Consider the following 18,330-nt stretch of genomic DNA (forward strand, 5'->3'; position numbering starts at 1 on the left):
AATTAAGATGTTAAATTCATCACATTCTTCATGATAAATATCACACTCCAGTGAAAAGACAGCCTTCTTTATAAAAATGTGTGTTATTTTTACTTTTCAACTAGTCCATTTCAGGATAAACTGATGCTTGGTGTAATTTTTCGAAGACAGCTTAGGAGGCATTAATTGTGAAGTCAAACGAAGCATCATTACAGAAGAAATTGCTTCCTCGGCATATCAGCTTTATGGCGATGGGCGGAGTAATCGGTACGGGGATTTTTAAAGGGAGTTCTGAGACCATAAGCATTGCCGGACCTGCGGTTATTCTTACTTATGTATTAGCAGGCTTGCTACTCTTAGTGGTCATGGGAGCAATAGCCGAAATGGCTACGGTGTACCCGAATAGGAACATGAAGGACTTCATTCGTGAAGCTTTTGGAGAACGACTCTCCTTTATCGTGGGTTGGTTATATTGCTTTATGTGGTTGACCGTCTGTGTAATTGAAATACTGGCAGCAGGAAGCTTCTTACAATACTGGTTACCGGATGTTCCATTATGGCTGCTTAGTCTAGCAAGTGGCGCTTTAATTATCGGCATCAACATGATGAGTGTAGGTGGTTACGGAGAAACGGAGTTTTGGTTAGCCGGTATCAAAATTGCTATGATCATCATCTTCATTATCTTAGGAAGCTCATTGATTTTTGGGCTATTGCCAATGACGGAAGCTACTCCATACTTACACAACTTTACGGACTATGGTGGATTTCTCCCACGAGGATGGACCCCCATCTTCTCTGCACTACTTGTCGTCATGTTCTCATACGGCGGGTCAGAGTTGATTGGGCTAACCTTGACAGAAACTCAGGATGCAGAAAAGGTCTTACCTAAGGTTGTCAAAAGCTTCATTCTGCGCGTCATTCTGTTTTATACCTTACCGATCTTAATCATCTGCGGATTAATTCCCTGGAATCAACTGAATGAGCATACAAGCCCGTTTGTTCAGGTGTTAGCCGCTACAGGACTTAAGGGTGCCGATCACGTTATGAACTTCATTTTGATTACAGCGGTACTCTCTGCTGCCAATTCTGGAATCTATGGCGCCACCCGGATGCTGCACTCTATGGCGTCACAGGGCGAAGCACCACGCAGCTTAGCAAAAACCTCTGCAAAAGGTGTACCCATCAACAGTCTGAAGCTCTGTGCCGTTGTTCTTGTTATCGGTTCATTGTTAGCGTACTTCGCACAGGATGGACTGTTCCGTTTACTAATGGCTGTTCCAGGCTTTGTAGTTATTCTCGTATGGATCAGTATTTGTATGTCACAGCTTAAGCTGAGAAGATCCTATCCGAAAGAACCAACCTTTAAGGTATGGGGATTCCCTTATATAACTGCTATTACACTTGCATGTTTAACTATTATTGCGGTTTCCTTTCTCTTTGATGCCCAGAACCGTATCAGCATAGGCACCTGTTTAGGAGTCCTGTTGATGCTAACGATTTGGTCGTTCGTAAAATTCAAGAAAAAGAACTAAAGTATTTAGCTAGGACAGATGTATCAAAAAGAGGTGTATCCCTTGTTCTTCGACAATAGCGAAGAGAGGGATGCGCCTCTTTTAATTGTTGCCATTCAAAACGAGTTCGCAGCCACGCGTTTACATTACTCTCCCTCGCTTTTTTTGTATATTTATTTATTTAACACTAATCATGACTCCCTTACATACAATGTCTCGTGACAAATGACTATTGTAATTAATAATGGGGGGACCAGAAATGTCTATGTATAATAATCCTACTTCGATTTATCCCAATGGGATGAGAAATACAACTGTTAACGAAAGAGAAATGGTGATGTCTCATCCTGTCGTCGTAGAGGCAAGACAAATTGCTATGAATCAAATTTTAGTTACTTACGATCAACCTGCGGATTTAGCATCAGCAACAAATATTTCGAATTATTGGATAAGAAGTAATATGCCAAATCCAAATGACATAGCAAGTGTAGGAATGGGAGAGGCTCTTACTAGAGAGAATACGATTCGTGCTGATAAGGGAATGATAGCTGCAATTGATAATTCAAAAATGAGATTTGTTATGACCTTCAATACGAATGCTACTATGGGTGTTCTTTATATCTTGCTCCCTTGTTTTGTTAATTTAGAAGGGAGATCCGGGTATACAGGGGCAAACTGGGGGCCGTTTAGTAGAAATATGTTTATCGGACTGTAGTTATTAGAATGGGAGGCGTATCCCCTGCTCTTCACATTAGCGAAGAGTGGGATACGCCTCTTTTAAATGTATACATTCTAGACCAATTTTTTTGATCATGGAAGATTAATTATCAAAGCCGGGCGCACGCCGTCACGGGCTACACTAACATTCGCATAGCTGCGAATGCTACAACTCGGACCGACAAAAAAAGCACGCGAAGGTTTGTTTCCCTGTGTTCGCAGCCACCACCAGGAGCAACCAGTCTCTTCGCCGTCTTTGATGATATAGTTATCTTTATCCGTTTTATCATATACATATAAGCTGCATCCATCGGACTTTTTCATTTTAGCAAATTCCGTGCCAACCGCACGCCGTAGTTCTTTGCCATGTATCTCTGAGAATGCCTTTATTTCCTCAACACTAAGCAAAAAAACGTTGTCCTCTGTATCAGGGGTACCCTCTCCGTTGTCTGTGCAATGAGTCGTCTTTATTAATTCCTTCTCGGCAGCATTGAATGCGGTATGATAGAATTCATCGTTCAACCACACTCGTAAATCACTTTCGTGCCACGTAATATCCACGCAATCACGCCATTTAATATCTGCGCTCTTGCCGTGATACCTCTTGCATTCCAAAATGTACTCGCTCAAAACAAACAGTTCACTACCTGAGTTATGTAGAATTCGCCATTCAATCGGCAGTTCTTTAGCATCCTTCGATTGTGAATACGTGCCAAAAGTAATGATTTCGCCCCGCTTAAAGTTCATGTTCGAGGTAAAAGCATGCTTAGCCTTGTCCATCAGGTTCTCCTCCTTATTTGCTCCCGAAAAAACAAAAAAACGCGGGTACTTCACTCTCCCGCGTTAACACTGTTGACAGAATTGCTCCTGCAAAATCTACTCTATATCCGGTCGTATATGCTCAGCGATTAACTGCTGCTTGCTAGTCCAGACCTTTTCACTTAAATTCACCCGATATACCTCGGGATTTAACTTACGTTGATACTCCGGCCAGAATAGATCCTTTTGCGCCCGATGATAACGGCGAACCTCATTCAAATCCGGCAAAGTATACACTTGAAATCCATTAACGTAAATAGGTTCTAGCATAGGCAATGCCTCGTAACGCTCAACATACTTATGCATGTATGGATGGAGCGGATTAAACAGCTTCAAACGTGCACCGTTACGCGGAGCTTCCTCTTCTGGGAAACAGATATAATCCGCAAGTGCTTTGCCATTTTTACCTATGATCCGGAATACGTCCTTCTTGCCAGGCGTGGATACTTTCTCAGGATTCGAAGAAATCTTGATCGTCGGGATCATTTCTCCAGTAGCGGACTCAATTTCCACCAGCTTATAGACGCCACCCAGAGAGGGTTGGTCCGAGGCGGTGATCAGTTGTGTACCCACGCCCCAAGTATCAATTGCTGCGCCTTGCAGCTTCAGATCCATGATCGTGTTCTCATCCAAATCGTTGGAAGCGACTATCTTCACATAGTCCAGACCAGCATCATCCAACATCTTACGCGCTTGACGGGATAGATAAGCCAAGTCACCGCTATCCAAACGTATACCGACCATTTTTTTACCTTGAGCCTCAAGCTTCTTGGCCGTATTGATTGCATTAGGCACCCCACTACGGAGTGTATCGAAGGTGTCGACCAAAAGTGTAACTTCGTCCGGCATCACCTTAGCATAGGCATCAAAAGCCTCCTGCTCGCTGCCAAAGCTCTGGACCCAGGAATGTGCATGTGTTCCCTTGGTTGGAATACTAAACATTTTGCCTGCCAGCATGTTGGAAGTAGCATCAAAGCCGCCAATATAGGCCGCTCTAGCCCCCCACACCGCTGCATCAGCTTCTTGCGCACGCCGGGTACCGAACTCCAGCAAGATGTCATTCGGAGCCACCTGTTTAATTCGTGAAGCCTTAGTAGCGATCAACGTCTGGTAGTTCATGAAGTTCAGAATGGCTGTCTCCACCAGCTGAGCCTCCATAATTGTCCCTTCCACACGGATTAATGGCTCATCTGGAAAAATCAATGCGCCTTCTTTCATCGAATGAACGGTTCCCTGAAAATGAAACTGTAACAGTTCCTCCAAAAAAGCTGGCGCATAGTTCTCTTCTTGCTCAGACAAGTAACGGATATCATCTTCGGTAAACCGCAAACCGCCGATATAACCAACAATACGCTCTAACCCAGCGAAAACAGCATAGCCGTTACCGAAAGGTAGCTTACGGAAATAAGCTTCAAATACAGCCTTCCGTTTATGCGTTCCGTTCACCCAGTGAGCGTACATCATATTGATCTGATACTTATCCGTATGTAGCGCAAGTTCTCTTCTCAAGTCCTCATCTCCTAATATCTACGCTGCTATATGTGTATGTTCTGTTCTAGTATTATGCCTTAATAACGTCTGCTCCTAAACTTCCCCGGAAATGTTCTAACGCCCAAGTATGTCCATTTGGATTAAAGCTGGCAACTGCATCTTCATGCACAATAATTGCAAATCCTTTGTTATATGCATCCACTGCGGTGTGCAGTACACAAATATCTGTACAGACACCAATTAAATGAAGTTCAGTAATGCCACGCTCCCGCAGCTTAATTTCCAGATCCGTTCCACTAAAAGCGCTATAACGCGTTTTGTCCATCCAATAAATAGAACCTCGATTGTGCTCATACACAGATTTCAAACTTCCGAACAACTCACGTCCTTCACTTCCGCGTATATTATGAGGAGGAAATAGTTTGCTCTCCGGGTGGTAAGGGTCTTGCTCTTCATGTAAATCCACGGCCATAACGACATAATCGCCATTTTGGGCAAACTCCGACGTTAATTGGCTGATTCTAGGCTCGATATCTACGGCTGGCTGACCCACCGGCAGATTTCCGTTGACAAAATCATTCGTAAAGTCGATCACTATTAGTGCTCTCATGAGATGAATCCCCTCTCTTGATTTAAACCACTACGTGTAGATGGATAACAAAGGCTCATGATCTGTGAACATATAGAGCTGAGCTGGACGCTGGGAGTATTGATTTGAACTAAGCGCATTTCCCTCTTCATCTCTTACTTCTTTTAATATACCCTGACGGCTACGTGTTGAAGTGATTTTACGAATAAAATTCGGTTCCTTAAATTCCGGCACTACCGTTTGAATGACTTGATAGAGCTCACTGAGAGTAAAATGTCTAGGTAAAAACTGTCTTGCGATCGTAGTCTGAAGCATTTGTTGTTGAATTCGCAAGTATGCATCCTTGATGATATCATGGTGATCAAAAGCGAGCTCCAGCTCTTCAAGTGCTTCCTGCAACGTAAATAAACCTACCTCGCCAGCATCATCCGAAGCTTGTCTCTGCTCCAACATCCATTCTTCTACAAGAGCAAAAAAAGCATGACTGATGATCCATCCGCGAGGGTCGCGGCCTGGTGTACTGTAAACACCCAGATATTCCAAATGACCGCCATCTACACCCGTCTCTTCTTTGAGTTCACGTGTAGCCGCAGCATAAATGGACTCATCCTCCTGACAGAATCCGCCTGGGAGAGCCCACATTCCAGCACATGGCCATTTCTTTCGTCTAATTAACATTACCTTAAGCTCACGTAAGGGAAGCGTCTTCGTGACCGTCTTACGTTCGCGTTTGGTCAGTGTAAACATTACGATGTCGGCCGGAACTCCGTCCGGTGTACGATATTTTTTGGCGTTATAGGTTTGTTCCCCATTTTCGCTCATATTTGCCCCATCCTTTTCCGAAGCTATAATTTTACTAATTCGTATCTTTAAATGTACCAAACCTTAACTTCTAAAATCAACAACTGGACTTAGAAAGATTAGGATTATGTATAGTGTAAAACTTAAAGGGGCGGATCTGCATCCGCCCCCTAAACTGAGTGTGGGTTATCCGCATGTGGTCGGAGGCGCTTCGGTGCCGGCTTCCACATTTATTTTTTCCGAAACCGTATCTCTAATCACGGAAATGACAAGCTGGAGAAGATAATTGATGTCACTCTGGCTCTGTTGAAATTCGTTCACGACTGGAATGCCGTCAATTTCATCCTGCAACACTTCAATTTCACGCTCGATCTTGGCTACCATATCTTTATTATTAAAGCTTTCGAAGGCGACAATCTCCTTCTGCTTTTTCTTAATCGTTGCAATTAGACCTTGAACCCGCTCGTGGTTCAGGATTTTTTGCTCAGCCTGCTGAAAATGCTTTACTTCTTCACTTGTCGAGATCAATGAAGCTAGTTCTTTAGCTTTACCCATAATATCCTCGCGTACGATCAAGTCACGGGTATTATAAGTCTTCATCCCATATTTATTCAAACGTTGTTCCTCTGTACTCACAAGCCATCTCCCCATTCGTATGTGATGATTAATGAACAGCAGCAGCTTCTGCCACAATATCCCCTTTGATGTACCATGTTTTGGTATCTGTAATTCTCACTTTTACAAAGGTGCCAATAAGCTCCTTCGAACCTTCAAAATGGACCAGCTTGTTCGCACGGGAACGGCCAGAAAGGACTTCCGAGTTATTCTTACTCTCGCCTTCTACCAGTACCTCGACGACTTCACCTAGCATACGGTCATTAATGATCCGACTATTCTCTTTAATGAGATCATTGAGTCTTTGCAGACGTTCGCTCTTCACTGACATCGGTACATTGTCCTCCATAGCTGCTGCAGGGGTACCCTCACGAGGTGAATAAATGAACGTATATGCCATATCATACCCAACCTCGCGCACTAGCGATAGGGTATCTTCAAATTGTTCATCAGTCTCTCCAGGGAAACCAACGATAATATCGGTACTTAATACCGCATTAGGCACACTTATCTTGATCTTACGAACTAATTCCAGATAAGCTTCACGAGTATATTTGCGACTCATTTTCTTAAGTACGGCAGTACTTCCCGATTGAACCGGTAGATGGATATGCTCCACCAGGTTGCCGCCCTTGCCGAGTACTTCAATCAATTTATCGTCAAAATCACGTGGATGCGAGGTCATAAAGCGGATGCGCGGAATATCAATTAAACGCATATCATCCATTAGGTCACCAAAGGTGTAATCGATGTCTGTAAAATCCTTACCATATGCGTTTACGTTCTGCCCTAGCAAAGTCACTTCCTTGAATCCTTGACGCGCTAGCTCTCTTACTTCAGCAATGACGTCTTCCGGACGGCGGCTTCGTTCTTTTCCCCGTGTAAAAGGTACGATACAGTACGTACAGAACTTATCACAGCCATACATGATGTTTACCCAAGCACGCATACCTTCACGTTTCTTCGGTAAGTTCTCAATAATGTCGCCTTCCTTAGACCATACCTCCACTACAAGCTCTTTACTGAATACAGCTTCTTTAATGAGATGGGGCAGACGGTGAATATTATGCGTACCAAAGATCATATCCACGAATCCATGCTTAGACATAATCCGATTGACAACGCCTTCCTCCTGCGACATGCAGCCACACACGCCCAGCAAAAGACCTGGCTTTTCAATCTTCAAGTTCTTAAGATGACCAAGCTCTCCAAATACTTTATCCTCGGCATTCTCACGAATGGCACAAGTGTTGAGCAGAATGAGATCCGCATGATTCCGATCGTCAACGCTTTTGTAGCCCATCTGTTCTAATAGGCCTTTCATCGTTTCCGTGTCATGCTCATTCATTTGGCAGCCATAAGTCGTAATATGATAATATTTGTCTACTCCGAAATTCTGCATTTCTTCAGGAATCTGGAAATCATAATGCACTTCTATTTCTTCCTTGCCACGCCGTTTTCCTTCTTTGTAATCAGGCTGGCTATTAATTTGCACATTTCTTCCTTTAATCCGGTAAGTAATCTTACCTTCTTCTTCACTAATCACCTTAGCGTCGCTAAAATCAAAATATCTCGAATAATCTTTAGAACCCTTGCCGGATTTTAAGTCCGGTGAGTTATGGTTCCCCTTAGTCATGCTGTTTTCACGTCCTCTATTGTTAAACAATTATTTTTATACTTTGCTAATTTAAAATTATAACATATTGCTGGGCTAAGTTAGAAGTACCCGACCTTTGAATGACGGAATAGAATAGTTCTTCTCTACAAAAAAATACCCCGCCAACGATTGGCAGGGTCAAATTCCATTATATTAAAGGGGGGTATGCTTGTAATATAAGCAGATATTATCCTATTGAAACAGATAAACGGTCTCTTACACAAAAAAATGCCATGCTGTGTTCAACAAGCATTAGTACAGTGATTTAGTAGCGTCCGGAGTGAACGAAATAATCTCATCTATAGCTCCACTTTGAACTTTGGCAGGCCAAGCTGGATCGCTAATAAGTGCTCTGCCAACTGCCACTAAATCAAACTCTTCACGGTCCATTCTTTCCAGCAATTCATCTATGTTATCTTCTGGCTTCTGAGCTTTATCTTCTGCGAAAAAGTCGCTTTGTAAGCCAACAGAGCCCACTGTAATGCATGGCTTCCCAGTAATCTTCTTAGTCCATCCCGCCAGATTTAGTTCAGATCCCTCAAATTCAGGTTGACTGAAGCGACGAGTGGAGCAGTGGAAAATATCCACCCCAGCATTGCTAAGTGGGGTCAGAAAGCTTTCGAGCTCAGCTGCATTTTTTGCCAGCTTCTCATCATAGGCACCCAATTTCCATTGAGAGAAGCGTAACACGATCGGAAAATCTGGCCCAACCGCTTTACGGCACGCTTCAATGATCTCAACAGCAAATGTTGTTCTACCTGCCAAATCACCACCGTATCGATCGGTACGTTTGTTCGTTCTTTCCCAGAAGAACTGGTCTATCAGATACCCATGTGCGCCGTGAATCTCAATGCCATCAAAACCCACTTTTTTCGCGTTCGCTGCTGCTTGAGCAAATGCTGAGACTAAGCTTTCAACTTCAGCTGTAGTCAGCGGCTCTGTCACAGGTTCTCCTGCTAAATTCAAACCAGAAGGGCCAATAGGAAGGGCTTCAACATTAGGGCCTTCCCCTATAGTCCGCGCCATTCCCACATGCCATAATTGGGGTATGATCTTACCTCCAGCTGCGTGAACTTCTTCTACCACCTGCTTCCAGCCCTCTAAAGCCGCTTCTTCATGTAGATTGGGGATATTGGCGTGGCTGACTGCCGAAGGATGATTAATGGCTGTGCCCTCGGTAACAATCAATCCTACTCCACCCTCTGCCCGTCTGCGATAATACGCGGCAACATTACTCCCTGGTACACCATCCGGAGAGTATACCCGTGTCATAGGTGCCATGACAATTCGGTTGGCTAATGTAAGATTCCCCACTTGAAAAGGTGTGAATAAGAGTTCAGTATTCATATGTTACCTCCATTTAATTATTAGATAACTTTAAGTAAGCTTATTATCCACCCAAAAGATGGGAAATGCAAATTTTAAGATCTTCATGTAAGAAAAAATCATAAAAACCGGACCTCGCAAAATCTGCGAATGCCCGGTTTTATCCTATTACGAACTTCTTAACCCTCAAGAATACCAGCTTTTGGAGTTACTCCGAACGCCTTAGCTAAATCCCACAGCTGCTGATCCGTGATCTTTTGCTTCATTTCTCTTCCGCCAATCAAGTTGTAGATCTTAGCAGCCTTCTCAACAGTCTCTACTAGACCAAAAGTGGCATCCATAGTGGAGCCTGTGCCGAAAATCCCGTGCTGCGGCCAGATCACTAGGCGGTGATCCTTCATTTTCTTAGCCGTTTCGCGGCCGATTTCACTGCTGCCAGGAACAATCCATGGAATGACACTAACGCCATCCGGGAAAACAACAAGGCATTCTGTGCACATTTCCCAAAGCGTCTTCGTAAACTTCAATTCATCCAGATCATGCGTGAAGGTCATCGCGATAACATTCGTAGCATGTGTATGCAATACGATACGGTGCGTAGGGTCAACCTTCAGTCGCTCAATATGGCTCATGAAATGTGAAGCCAATTCACTTGTAGGTACAGCCCCGTTCCGTAATCCCCATAACACTTCTACGCTTTCACCGTCGGCACTAACACGAAGCACACCGAGATTGGCTTCCGGGTCTTTGATCACATTTCTGAAATACTTGCCAGAGCCTGTCACGATGAAGTATTTGCCGGCTAATTCTTTTACAGGGAAGGTAAGTTTAATGGTGCGTAGTGGCTCTAGGACGTTAATATATTTAGCAACCTCATTTTCATCCAGCAGATAGCTGACATTACCGCCATTCAGCTCATCCCAGCCAAGCTCCCACATATGACGGGTAATCTCTGACATTTCCTGAATAAATGGAGCCTCACTATTTGCAATATACCCTTTGGATTCCAAAACAGATGTACTCATTGTCAATCTCTCCTTTGTATATGCTGCTCTCCACATCCACTCTAGCACTCTATCTTGCAGACAGAACTTCCTGTTCATAACTCTTCACTTCCGCCAGCCATTGCTCCCGAACGGATGTATCTTGTGATGCACAATAATAATCCCACACGGCTCCAAACGGATACGATTTGAATTCTTCCGTAAGCGCTAGTCGTGAAGTGTAATCACCAATCCGCTCTATTCTCTTTAATTCTTCCACCGGTTCGAGCATTGCGCGAAGTAACGCCTTAATGGTATTGCGTGTACCAATCACCCAAGCAGCGATATGATTAATACTGCCATCAAAGAAATCGAGTCCGATATTCGTTCGGGAGAGTAAATCCCCACGCACCAGTTCACGGGCAATTTCCAGCAGCTCGTCGTCCATCGTTACAACGTGGTCACTGTCCCAACGGACGGGTCTGCTTACATGCAGCAGCAACTGCTCGCTAAACATAAGAATCGAAGATAGCTTATTTGAGATCATCTCCGTAGGATGGAAATGTCCGGCATCCAAACAGATAGCTTTACCGCGAGTTAAACCATAGCCCATGTAGAACTCATGTGATCCAACCACATAACTCTCAGAACCGATTCCGAACAATTTACTTTCTAAAGCATCAATATTATAAAGAGGATCTATTTCCACACTGAAAATCTCATCCAACGACTCCTTTAACCGCACTCTTGGCGCTAAACGATCGACTGGTGCATCTTTATATCCGTCTGGCACCCAAAAGTTAGTTACGCAAGGCTGCCCCAGCTCTTTACCAAAATGTTCAGCAATCGTCCGCGAAGCCTTACAATGCTTAATCCAGAAGTTACGAATCTTCTCGTCAGAGTGACTTAGCGTAAAACCGTCTGCAGCTTTAGGATGTGAGAAACAAGTAGGGTTAAAATCAAGGCCCAGCCCCTGCTCTTTCGCCCAGTCTACCCAAGATTGGAAATGGCGTGGCTCCAATTCATCTAAATCAACTTTTTCATCTGTATCTGCATAGATCGCATGTAAATTTACTTTGTGCTTACCAGGAATAAGGGATAATGCTTTTTCTAAATCTTGACGCAGTTGATCTGGCGTGCGAGCTCGGCCGGGATAACTTCCTGTTACCGCTATTCCCCCGCTTAGTTCTTTATCTTTAAAAAGAAACCCTTGTACATCATCGCCCTGCCAGCAATGGATGGAAATCTTAATTTGCGCGAGCCGCTCCAGCACGTTCTCCACATCAATCCCGTGGGCTGCGTATAATTTTTTGGCTTCATTATAGCTAGTGATAATACTCTGATCCATGCTGTAGTACCTCCTAAAATCATATAGCGTAAGTTTAATTAGATTTGATGTTGTATTTTGGACAACTGAAGCTCTTTCCAGCGAATTAGAATTTCTTCAAGATGAGCGGTCTGGCGCGGTGTGAACGACTTTATCTCAAATGATTCAGCGATAATATCTCTTGCTTCATTAATATCAGTTAGGCTTCCCGTGCTAATCATCTGCACCACTAGATTACCAAGTGCTGTGGATTCCGTTGGGCCAGCCTTAACTTCTCTGCCTATAACATCAGCAGTCAGTTGGCATAACAGGCTGTTGTTAGCACCTCCACCCACAATTTGCAGAACCTCGATCCGGCTTTCTATTAATTCTTCTAGTTCTTCCAAGTAAGTAAGGTACGTTAATGCCAAGCTGTCAAAAATAGAGCGAGCCAACTGACCTGGCGTCTCAGGAACAGGCTGCCCGCTCTCTGCGCAGGCATTACGAATCTCTTCTATCATATTTGAAGGATTGAGAAATCTTGGATCATTACAGGAGATCAGGCTCCGGAAGCCTTCTTCTCCATGTACAAGCTCTGTTAGTTCCGCAAAGCTATAACGATCGTCCATTAGCCTGCGAACCTCTTGGATGAGCCAAAGGCCCATAACATTTTTGAGGAATCTATAGGTTCCGTATGCGCCCCATTCATTGGTGTAATTGGCCTTCATGGCCATCATAGAATTGAGTGGCTGAGTTCGTTCAACACCGAGCAATGACCATGTTCCACTGCTGATATACGCGGAGTCCCTTTGAAGAGGGGCACCCAGCACTGCAGAAGCTGTATCATGTGTGGCTACACAGATCAGTTGGCAATCCGGAAGATCATATTCCTGAAATAGTGCTTCATCGAGGGGGCCAATAATTACTCCAGGTTCAGTCAATGTAGCGAATTGATCTCTTTTAATATTCAGAAAATCCAACAGGTCATTATCGAAATTTCGACTCTCTAAATTCAATAGCTGAGTTGAAGATGCATTAGTAACCTCATTGATCTTGCACCCCGTTAATCTGTAATACAGATAATCAGGCACGAGTAAGATTTGATCCGCTTGGGCTATTTCTTCTTCACTGTGAACATAAAGCTGATACAACGTATTAAAAGATAACTGTTGAATACCAGTCTTTTCATATATAGTTTGAGGAGAAATATGCTTAGCTACCTCATCCATAGCCTTATCGGTTCTACGATCACGATAAGCGTAAACCTCTTGAATACGTGTTCCCTCTGCATCCACAAGAACATAATCTACAGCCCATGTATCTATCCCCAGCGTACACGCTGTAATGCCTTGCCCCTTAGCTTTCTGAAGCCCTATAATAATCTGCTCGAATAAATAATCTATGTCCCAGAAATAAGAATCCTCTTGTTCTACAAAACGATTGCTAAACCGATGAAGCTCCTCTAAGGTGAGGACGCCCTCTTGCAGTATTCCGCGTACTAACCGCCCACTAGAGGCACCAATATCCACGGCGATATGATTATTCATAAAGAATCTCCTAAAGTAAGGGATGAATTATAGTATTTTTTTGAATAGTGCAATGACTTCTTCCTTCGTAGGAATAAAAGGATTACCCGGTGCACAAGCGTCCTTCATGGAGTTCTCTGGCTAAAAGATCAAGATCGACCTCATCTACTCCAAGCTGATGCACCATCGCATGCAAATAACCAAGTCCGCCTAGGAAAAATGCATACACCACTTACTCACGAATATTGATCGGGTGGAACGTAAAACACATGTGTGCTCATTTCTTGACCAGCCTCCTAATGTTAATTCATCAACACCAAGTTTAATCACTTTACTCTGCATTCTAGAGCGCAGTATTCCGGCTGCTGCGCCTCAGGCTGGCCTCTGAATAGCAGCTGGGCCGGCCTTGCATCACACTAACTCGACTAATCTCTAAGGGAATTATTTCCTTCTTCATCGTATGCCCCTAAATCTTTATTGTCAACATTTTAAATATAATTTATGTTGTTTTTGTTTGTTTTATATCTGTTTTGTGAATATTATTGAAAAGTACAGATGTTTTTACGTTGTTTTCATTGCAAAACACAGATATTTAGCGCTATGATTGTAAAATATAGCTTTGGAAAGGTGATTCCTATGCTTGCAGCCGAAAGACGTAAAAAAATTATAGATCTCGTCCATCAAGATAAACGGGTACTGGTCTCTGATTTGAGCCGGATGTTTGAAGTTACAGAAGAGACGATACGCAGAGATTTGGAGAAGCTTGAGAAGGATGGCATCCTTAGTCGTACCTATGGCGGTGCTATGCTGAATCGTCATACGAATGAGGATCTGCCTTTTGTTACACGAAATGCCTTGAATACAGATATTAAACGGGGAATCGCCTTGAAGGCACTCGATTTAATCAATGATGGAGATACATTAATGGTAGATCCAAGCTCTACAGCCTTTGAGTTTCTAAAATTGCTCGGCAACAAAAACAATTTAACCATCATCACAAACTCCATTAATATTTTGCATGAGTTCTCGAATTCAGGAATGGATATCATCTCTACCGGCGGGTCACTTCGCTACCGGTCATTATCGCTGGTGGGACCCGTAGCCCATGACACCATTCAAAGATACAATGTGGATACTGCGGTCATCAGTTGTAAAGGAATGGATATGGAACGAGGCATCACAGATTCCAACGAACCGGAGTGTGAGCTTAAGAAGTTCATGCTACGGCAAGCGAACAAGGTCGTGCTCCTGGCGGATCACACCAAATTCGATAAGACTGCTTTTACGAAGCTGGTTGAGCTTGGCCAAATTGATTTCTTGATCACGGACCGCAAGCCTTCTGAAGCTTGGCTGAAACGTCTGAACGAGGACAATATTGAGGTTCTCTATTAACATAGGTAATAACATACTGAGCCTAATTTAACAAATGCCGTTCCCATTGCGCTATGGGTGACGGCATTTGTTGTATTTTTCAGCCTTATCTTTCTGTAGAAACCTGAGAAATTGATATTACATCTATGGAAGAATGAATAGGATCTGCCTGCTTTACTTGTGTAGAAGCCTTCTTCCTACAGATGTAAACAAGCGCTGGCGGGAAATTTAACAGTACCCATTTAACACTCACTATATCAAAATGCTGCATTAATTCCTTCTTCATTTGAGGAAAATATTCAAAAGTGATGAACCAGCCACTCTCTTTTAAAGAAGAGATGATTTGTTCAAAGTAAAGCGTCCGATCTGAGGCTGAGAAATTCCTAAAAGACAAACTGCTCACGATGCAGTCTAACTTCTCTAACCTTCTATTATGAAGTGCAAGCCTTAGCCGCAGGCAATCGTTTAGAAAAATACGGCCAGGAAATTTAAGTCTTAGTTGATGACGAAAATCAGGATCCTTCTCAAACAGGAGCACATTCATCCCGGTCTCTTCCCTGCTTGGAATAAATCTTGTGATGGCTCCAGTGCCCGCACCCAGTTCAGCGATGTTATGCATTTCTTGCCACGGAAGGATGTCAAGCATCGTTTTTGCCAGCCAGCGTGAACTGGGAGTAACGCTTCCTAATTGTCGGGGCGCATGCAGAAATTTATACAGAAAATGAATTCTTTCTCGAATTCCGCTTCGCATGTCAACTCCCCCTTATCGTAATTTCCCCATCTAACTCTAAAATATGTTAAAAGGATTAAAGTCGTACTCGATTTATTCTCTCCATTTATTAATTTTTGCAAAACAAAAGCCCAAATTTCACCGCAGAATGAATTGCGAGGAAATTCGGGCTAATGATTAACATTAATTACTTCGTTTCAACGGCATGTCCACCAAATTCATTCCGGAGTGCAGCCACTACTTTACCAGTGAAGGTATCGGTCTCAAGTGAACGGTAGCGCATTAATAACGCCATCGCGATCACTGGTGTTGCAGCTTGCAGATCAAATGCGGTTTCGAGGGTCCATCTGCCTTCTCCGGAGGAGTGCATAATCCCTTTGATCTCATCCAATTTAGCATCTTTCGAGAAAGCACGTTCAACCAGTTCCATCAGCCAAGAACGGATAACAGATCCATGATTCCACACCCGGGCAACTTCCTCAAAGTTGTAATCAAACTCACTCTTCTCCAGCACCTCAAAGCCTTCACCGATGGCAGCCATCATGCCGTATTCGATACCGTTATGCACCATTTTCAGAAAATGGCCGCTACCAGCTTTACCGGCATATAAAAAGCCGCTTTCCACAGCCGTATCACGGAAGATGGGCTCCACAACCTCCCAAGCTTCAGGATCTCCACCAACCATGTAACAAGCGCCGTTCCGCGCGCCTTCCATTCCTCCTGAGGTACCTGCATCCATAAAGCTGATTCCGTATTCTTTCAATTGCTCATAACGGCGAATGGATTCCTTATAATGGGAATTCCCCGCTTCTATGACGATATCTCCTTTGGATAAAAAAGGTGTGATCTCAGCGATGACAGAGTCCACAACCTGATGTGGTACCATAATCCAAATGATTCTAGGCGTTTCCAATTGTTGTACCAGTTCAGTAAGTGTTACTGCTCCTTTAGCGCCCTTTGCTTTCATTTCCTCCACAGCAGGTGCATTCAAATCAAATGCGACAACCTCATGACCATGATCCAGCAAATTCTGGCCCAAATTAAAGCCCATTTTTCCTAATCCAACTAATCCTACTTTCATGTAATTCCCCTCCGATATATAGCTTCTTGTGATGTAATTTCTCCAAATTTGGTAAAAAAAACAGGCAGGGGCTTACGCCCCTGGCCGTATAGATTCTTGCGTTGCTGCAACTTCAGCTTGAGCAGACGTAACTTCTGTCTCCTGATCTGCCTCATCGAACCACCAGCGATCTTCACCCAATAGCTCCATAGCCGCATCTGGACCATATGATCCTGACGCATAAGTGTGAAGTGGCATAAGCCCCTCTTCCATCGCTTCCTGAATAGGTGTAACCCACTGCCATGACAGCTCTACTTCTCTCCAGTGAGCGAAGAAGGTAGCATCTCCACGAAGTGCATCGAAGATTAGATTCTCGTAGGCTTCCGGAACATCTGAGGTACCCGCTTCATAAGTCGCGCGGACAGGCTCAAGCTTTCCTTTTTGCAGCTGATCTTTCGTGTTAAGCTGTAGCGTTATGGCTTCATTCGGTCCAATCTCGATAATTAGTAAATTCGGTACGTCATTTCCTTTATTCAAGTTATTACTATCATTAAACGGTTCTTTAAACTCAATAACAATACGTGTGGATTTCTCCTTCATTCTCTTCCCAGTACGAACATAGAAAGGTACATCATTCCATAGCGGATCATCTATAAATAAACGCGCTGCGATAAACGTCTCATTTTGCGAGGATTGATTAATTCCCGGCTCATTCAAATAACCTGTTACAGCATTCCCTTTAATTTCACCCTCTGCATATTGTCCACGGACAACATGTTTATTAACCTCATCTTTGCTAATTGGAATGAGATGTTCCATGACGTATATTTTCTTCCCACGGATTTCTTCAGGTGTACTGCCTTTAGGAAGCTGCATTGCCATCATCATCATCAACTGCAGCATATGGTTCTGGAACATATCACGAAGTGCACCAGCTTTATCATAATAGCCTGCCCGTTCTTCAACGCCGACAGTCTCACTCGCTGTAATTTGAACATTCGCGATATATCTATTTTTCCACAGTGCTCTTAGCACTGGATTAGAATACTTCAGAACCTCCAAATTCTGGACCATCGGTTTACCCAGGAAGTGGTCAATACGGAAGATTTCTTCTTCAGTAAATACGGCATTCAAGCTATCATTCAGTTCTCTTGCTGATTTTAAATCTGTGCCAAAAGGCTTCTCAATAATCAGACGCTTCCAGCCTTTCGTGGAACCCAGACCGCTTGAGTGAATATTAGCTGCGATTTCCTTGAAGAACTCAGGACCCACAGACAAATAGAACATCCGATTCTCTGGAATATTGAACAACTGCTCGCGACGTTTAACATGCTCCAGGAGCTTCAAGTAATCTTCGGTATTCCCCACATCTAGAACACTATATTCAAAAGCCTCCAAGAACACCTGTAATTGCGGTGAGTCAACGGCTGGTTGTCTAGAAAAAGTCTGTAAGGATTGCAGTACTTGCTTACGGAAGGCTTCGTTCGAAACTTCTCTTCTTCCTAATCCAATCACAGAAAGAGGACCTGAAATTTGACCATCTAAAAAGAGGTTATATAGTGCAGGATAGATTTTACGTTTTGCCAAATCTCCTGTAGCGCCGAATAGCACAAATGTTGATGATTCCACTTTCATTCCTCCTGTTGTTATATATTATTTATATACTTACTTTTAATTACTAACATACTCAGTAGAATCAATCATACGACTGATATTTTCATACGTCAACCTCATTTCGACATTTACGAAAAGTTATTATTTTCACAAAGCTGTGAATTGGAAATTATGATTAATGTCACAAAGAAAATAGTATGGGATCATTCGCATTAAATTACTCGGATATTCACGT

General features: G+C 43.3%; 16 protein-coding genes and 1 pseudogene. 3 read left to right on the forward strand and 14 right to left on the reverse strand.

What is annotated here, in order from left to right; translation table 11 throughout:
• Positions 1-167: 167 nt before the first annotated feature.
• Both CA598_RS02350 and CA598_RS02355 read left to right on the forward strand, forming a co-directional pair.
• Positions 168-1,511, forward strand: a complete 1,344-nt coding sequence (locus tag CA598_RS02350) for an amino acid permease (protein WP_094875193.1) — start codon at positions 168-170, stop codon at positions 1,509-1,511.
• 238 nt (positions 1,512-1,749) lie between these two features.
• Complete coding sequence (locus CA598_RS02355; RefSeq protein ID WP_306440448.1) at positions 1,750-2,205, forward strand: hypothetical protein; 456 nt, start codon at positions 1,750-1,752, stop codon at positions 2,203-2,205.
• 95 nt (positions 2,206-2,300) lie between these two features.
• Here CA598_RS02355 and CA598_RS02360 read toward each other — a convergent pair whose 3' ends face one another.
• The 11 genes and pseudogenes from CA598_RS02360 to CA598_RS02410 all read right to left on the reverse strand — a co-directional run.
• Entirely contained in the window at positions 2,301-2,987 is a 687-nt protein-coding gene (locus CA598_RS02360) for a DUF6273 domain-containing protein (RefSeq protein ID WP_094875195.1), read from the reverse strand.
• Between the two features lie 96 nt (positions 2,988-3,083).
• Positions 3,084-4,535: a nicotinate phosphoribosyltransferase gene (locus tag CA598_RS02365; protein ID WP_094875196.1), complete on the reverse strand. Its 1,452-nt coding sequence runs from the start codon at positions 4,533-4,535 to the stop codon at positions 3,084-3,086.
• A 52-nt stretch (positions 4,536-4,587) separates the two neighbouring features.
• Positions 4,588-5,127 (reverse strand): cysteine hydrolase family protein, encoded by a 540-nt coding sequence (locus tag CA598_RS02370; protein ID WP_094875197.1) that lies wholly within the window; start codon positions 5,125-5,127, stop codon positions 4,588-4,590.
• 30 nt (positions 5,128-5,157) lie between these two features.
• Positions 5,158-5,928, reverse strand: coding sequence for an NUDIX domain-containing protein (locus tag CA598_RS02375; RefSeq protein ID WP_042128449.1), 771 nt, complete (start codon positions 5,926-5,928; stop codon positions 5,158-5,160).
• 165 nt (positions 5,929-6,093) lie between these two features.
• Entirely contained in the window at positions 6,094-6,543 is a 450-nt protein-coding gene (locus CA598_RS02380) for a YlbF/YmcA family competence regulator (protein WP_060623306.1), read from the reverse strand.
• A gap of 28 nt (positions 6,544-6,571) precedes the next feature.
• Positions 6,572-8,158, reverse strand: a complete 1,587-nt coding sequence (gene miaB, locus CA598_RS02385) for a tRNA (N6-isopentenyl adenosine(37)-C2)-methylthiotransferase MiaB (protein ID WP_094868874.1) — start codon at positions 8,156-8,158, stop codon at positions 6,572-6,574.
• 273 nt (positions 8,159-8,431) lie between these two features.
• Positions 8,432-9,526, reverse strand: a complete 1,095-nt coding sequence (locus tag CA598_RS02390; protein ID WP_094868873.1) for an NADH:flavin oxidoreductase — start codon at positions 9,524-9,526, stop codon at positions 8,432-8,434.
• A gap of 158 nt (positions 9,527-9,684) precedes the next feature.
• Entirely contained in the window at positions 9,685-10,530 is an 846-nt protein-coding gene (rhaD, locus tag CA598_RS02395) for a rhamnulose-1-phosphate aldolase (protein WP_094875198.1), read from the reverse strand.
• Positions 10,531-10,579: 49 nt separating this feature from the next.
• A complete protein-coding gene (rhaA, locus tag CA598_RS02400) occupies positions 10,580-11,836 on the reverse strand; it encodes an L-rhamnose isomerase (RefSeq protein WP_094868871.1) in 1,257 nt (418 codons plus the stop codon).
• Positions 11,837-11,874: 38 nt separating this feature from the next.
• Positions 11,875-13,341, reverse strand: a complete 1,467-nt coding sequence (gene rhaB, locus CA598_RS02405; protein ID WP_094875200.1) for a rhamnulokinase — start codon at positions 13,339-13,341, stop codon at positions 11,875-11,877.
• 27 nt (positions 13,342-13,368) lie between these two features.
• Positions 13,369-13,498, reverse strand: a pseudogene (locus tag CA598_RS02410) (lactaldehyde reductase); the annotation flags it as partial.
• A gap of 458 nt (positions 13,499-13,956) precedes the next feature.
• On the opposite strand from CA598_RS02410, the gene CA598_RS02415 reads away from it, so the two are divergent.
• Positions 13,957-14,712, forward strand: coding sequence for a DeoR/GlpR family DNA-binding transcription regulator (locus tag CA598_RS02415; RefSeq protein ID WP_094875201.1), 756 nt, complete (start codon positions 13,957-13,959; stop codon positions 14,710-14,712).
• A gap of 85 nt (positions 14,713-14,797) precedes the next feature.
• On the opposite strand, the gene CA598_RS02420 is transcribed toward CA598_RS02415, so the two are convergent.
• The 3 genes from CA598_RS02420 to zwf all read right to left on the reverse strand — a co-directional run bounded on the left by CA598_RS02420 (position 14,798) and on the right by zwf (position 18,110).
• Positions 14,798-15,442: a class I SAM-dependent methyltransferase gene (locus CA598_RS02420; RefSeq protein WP_256990318.1), complete on the reverse strand. Its 645-nt coding sequence runs from the start codon at positions 15,440-15,442 to the stop codon at positions 14,798-14,800.
• 166 nt (positions 15,443-15,608) lie between these two features.
• Positions 15,609-16,502 (reverse strand): phosphogluconate dehydrogenase (NAD(+)-dependent, decarboxylating), encoded by an 894-nt coding sequence (gnd, locus tag CA598_RS02425; protein WP_094875203.1) that lies wholly within the window; start codon positions 16,500-16,502, stop codon positions 15,609-15,611.
• A gap of 72 nt (positions 16,503-16,574) precedes the next feature.
• Positions 16,575-18,110 carry a glucose-6-phosphate dehydrogenase gene (gene zwf, locus CA598_RS02430; protein WP_094868868.1) on the reverse strand — a complete coding sequence of 512 codons (1,536 nt, stop codon included), beginning with the start codon at positions 18,108-18,110 and terminating at the stop codon, positions 16,575-16,577.
• Positions 18,111-18,330: the final 220 nt, after the last annotated feature.

The sequence above is a fragment of the Paenibacillus sp. VTT E-133291 genome (assembly GCF_002264395.1).
GTDB lineage: Bacteria > Bacillota > Bacilli > Paenibacillales > Paenibacillaceae > Paenibacillus_AQ > Paenibacillus_AQ nitricinens.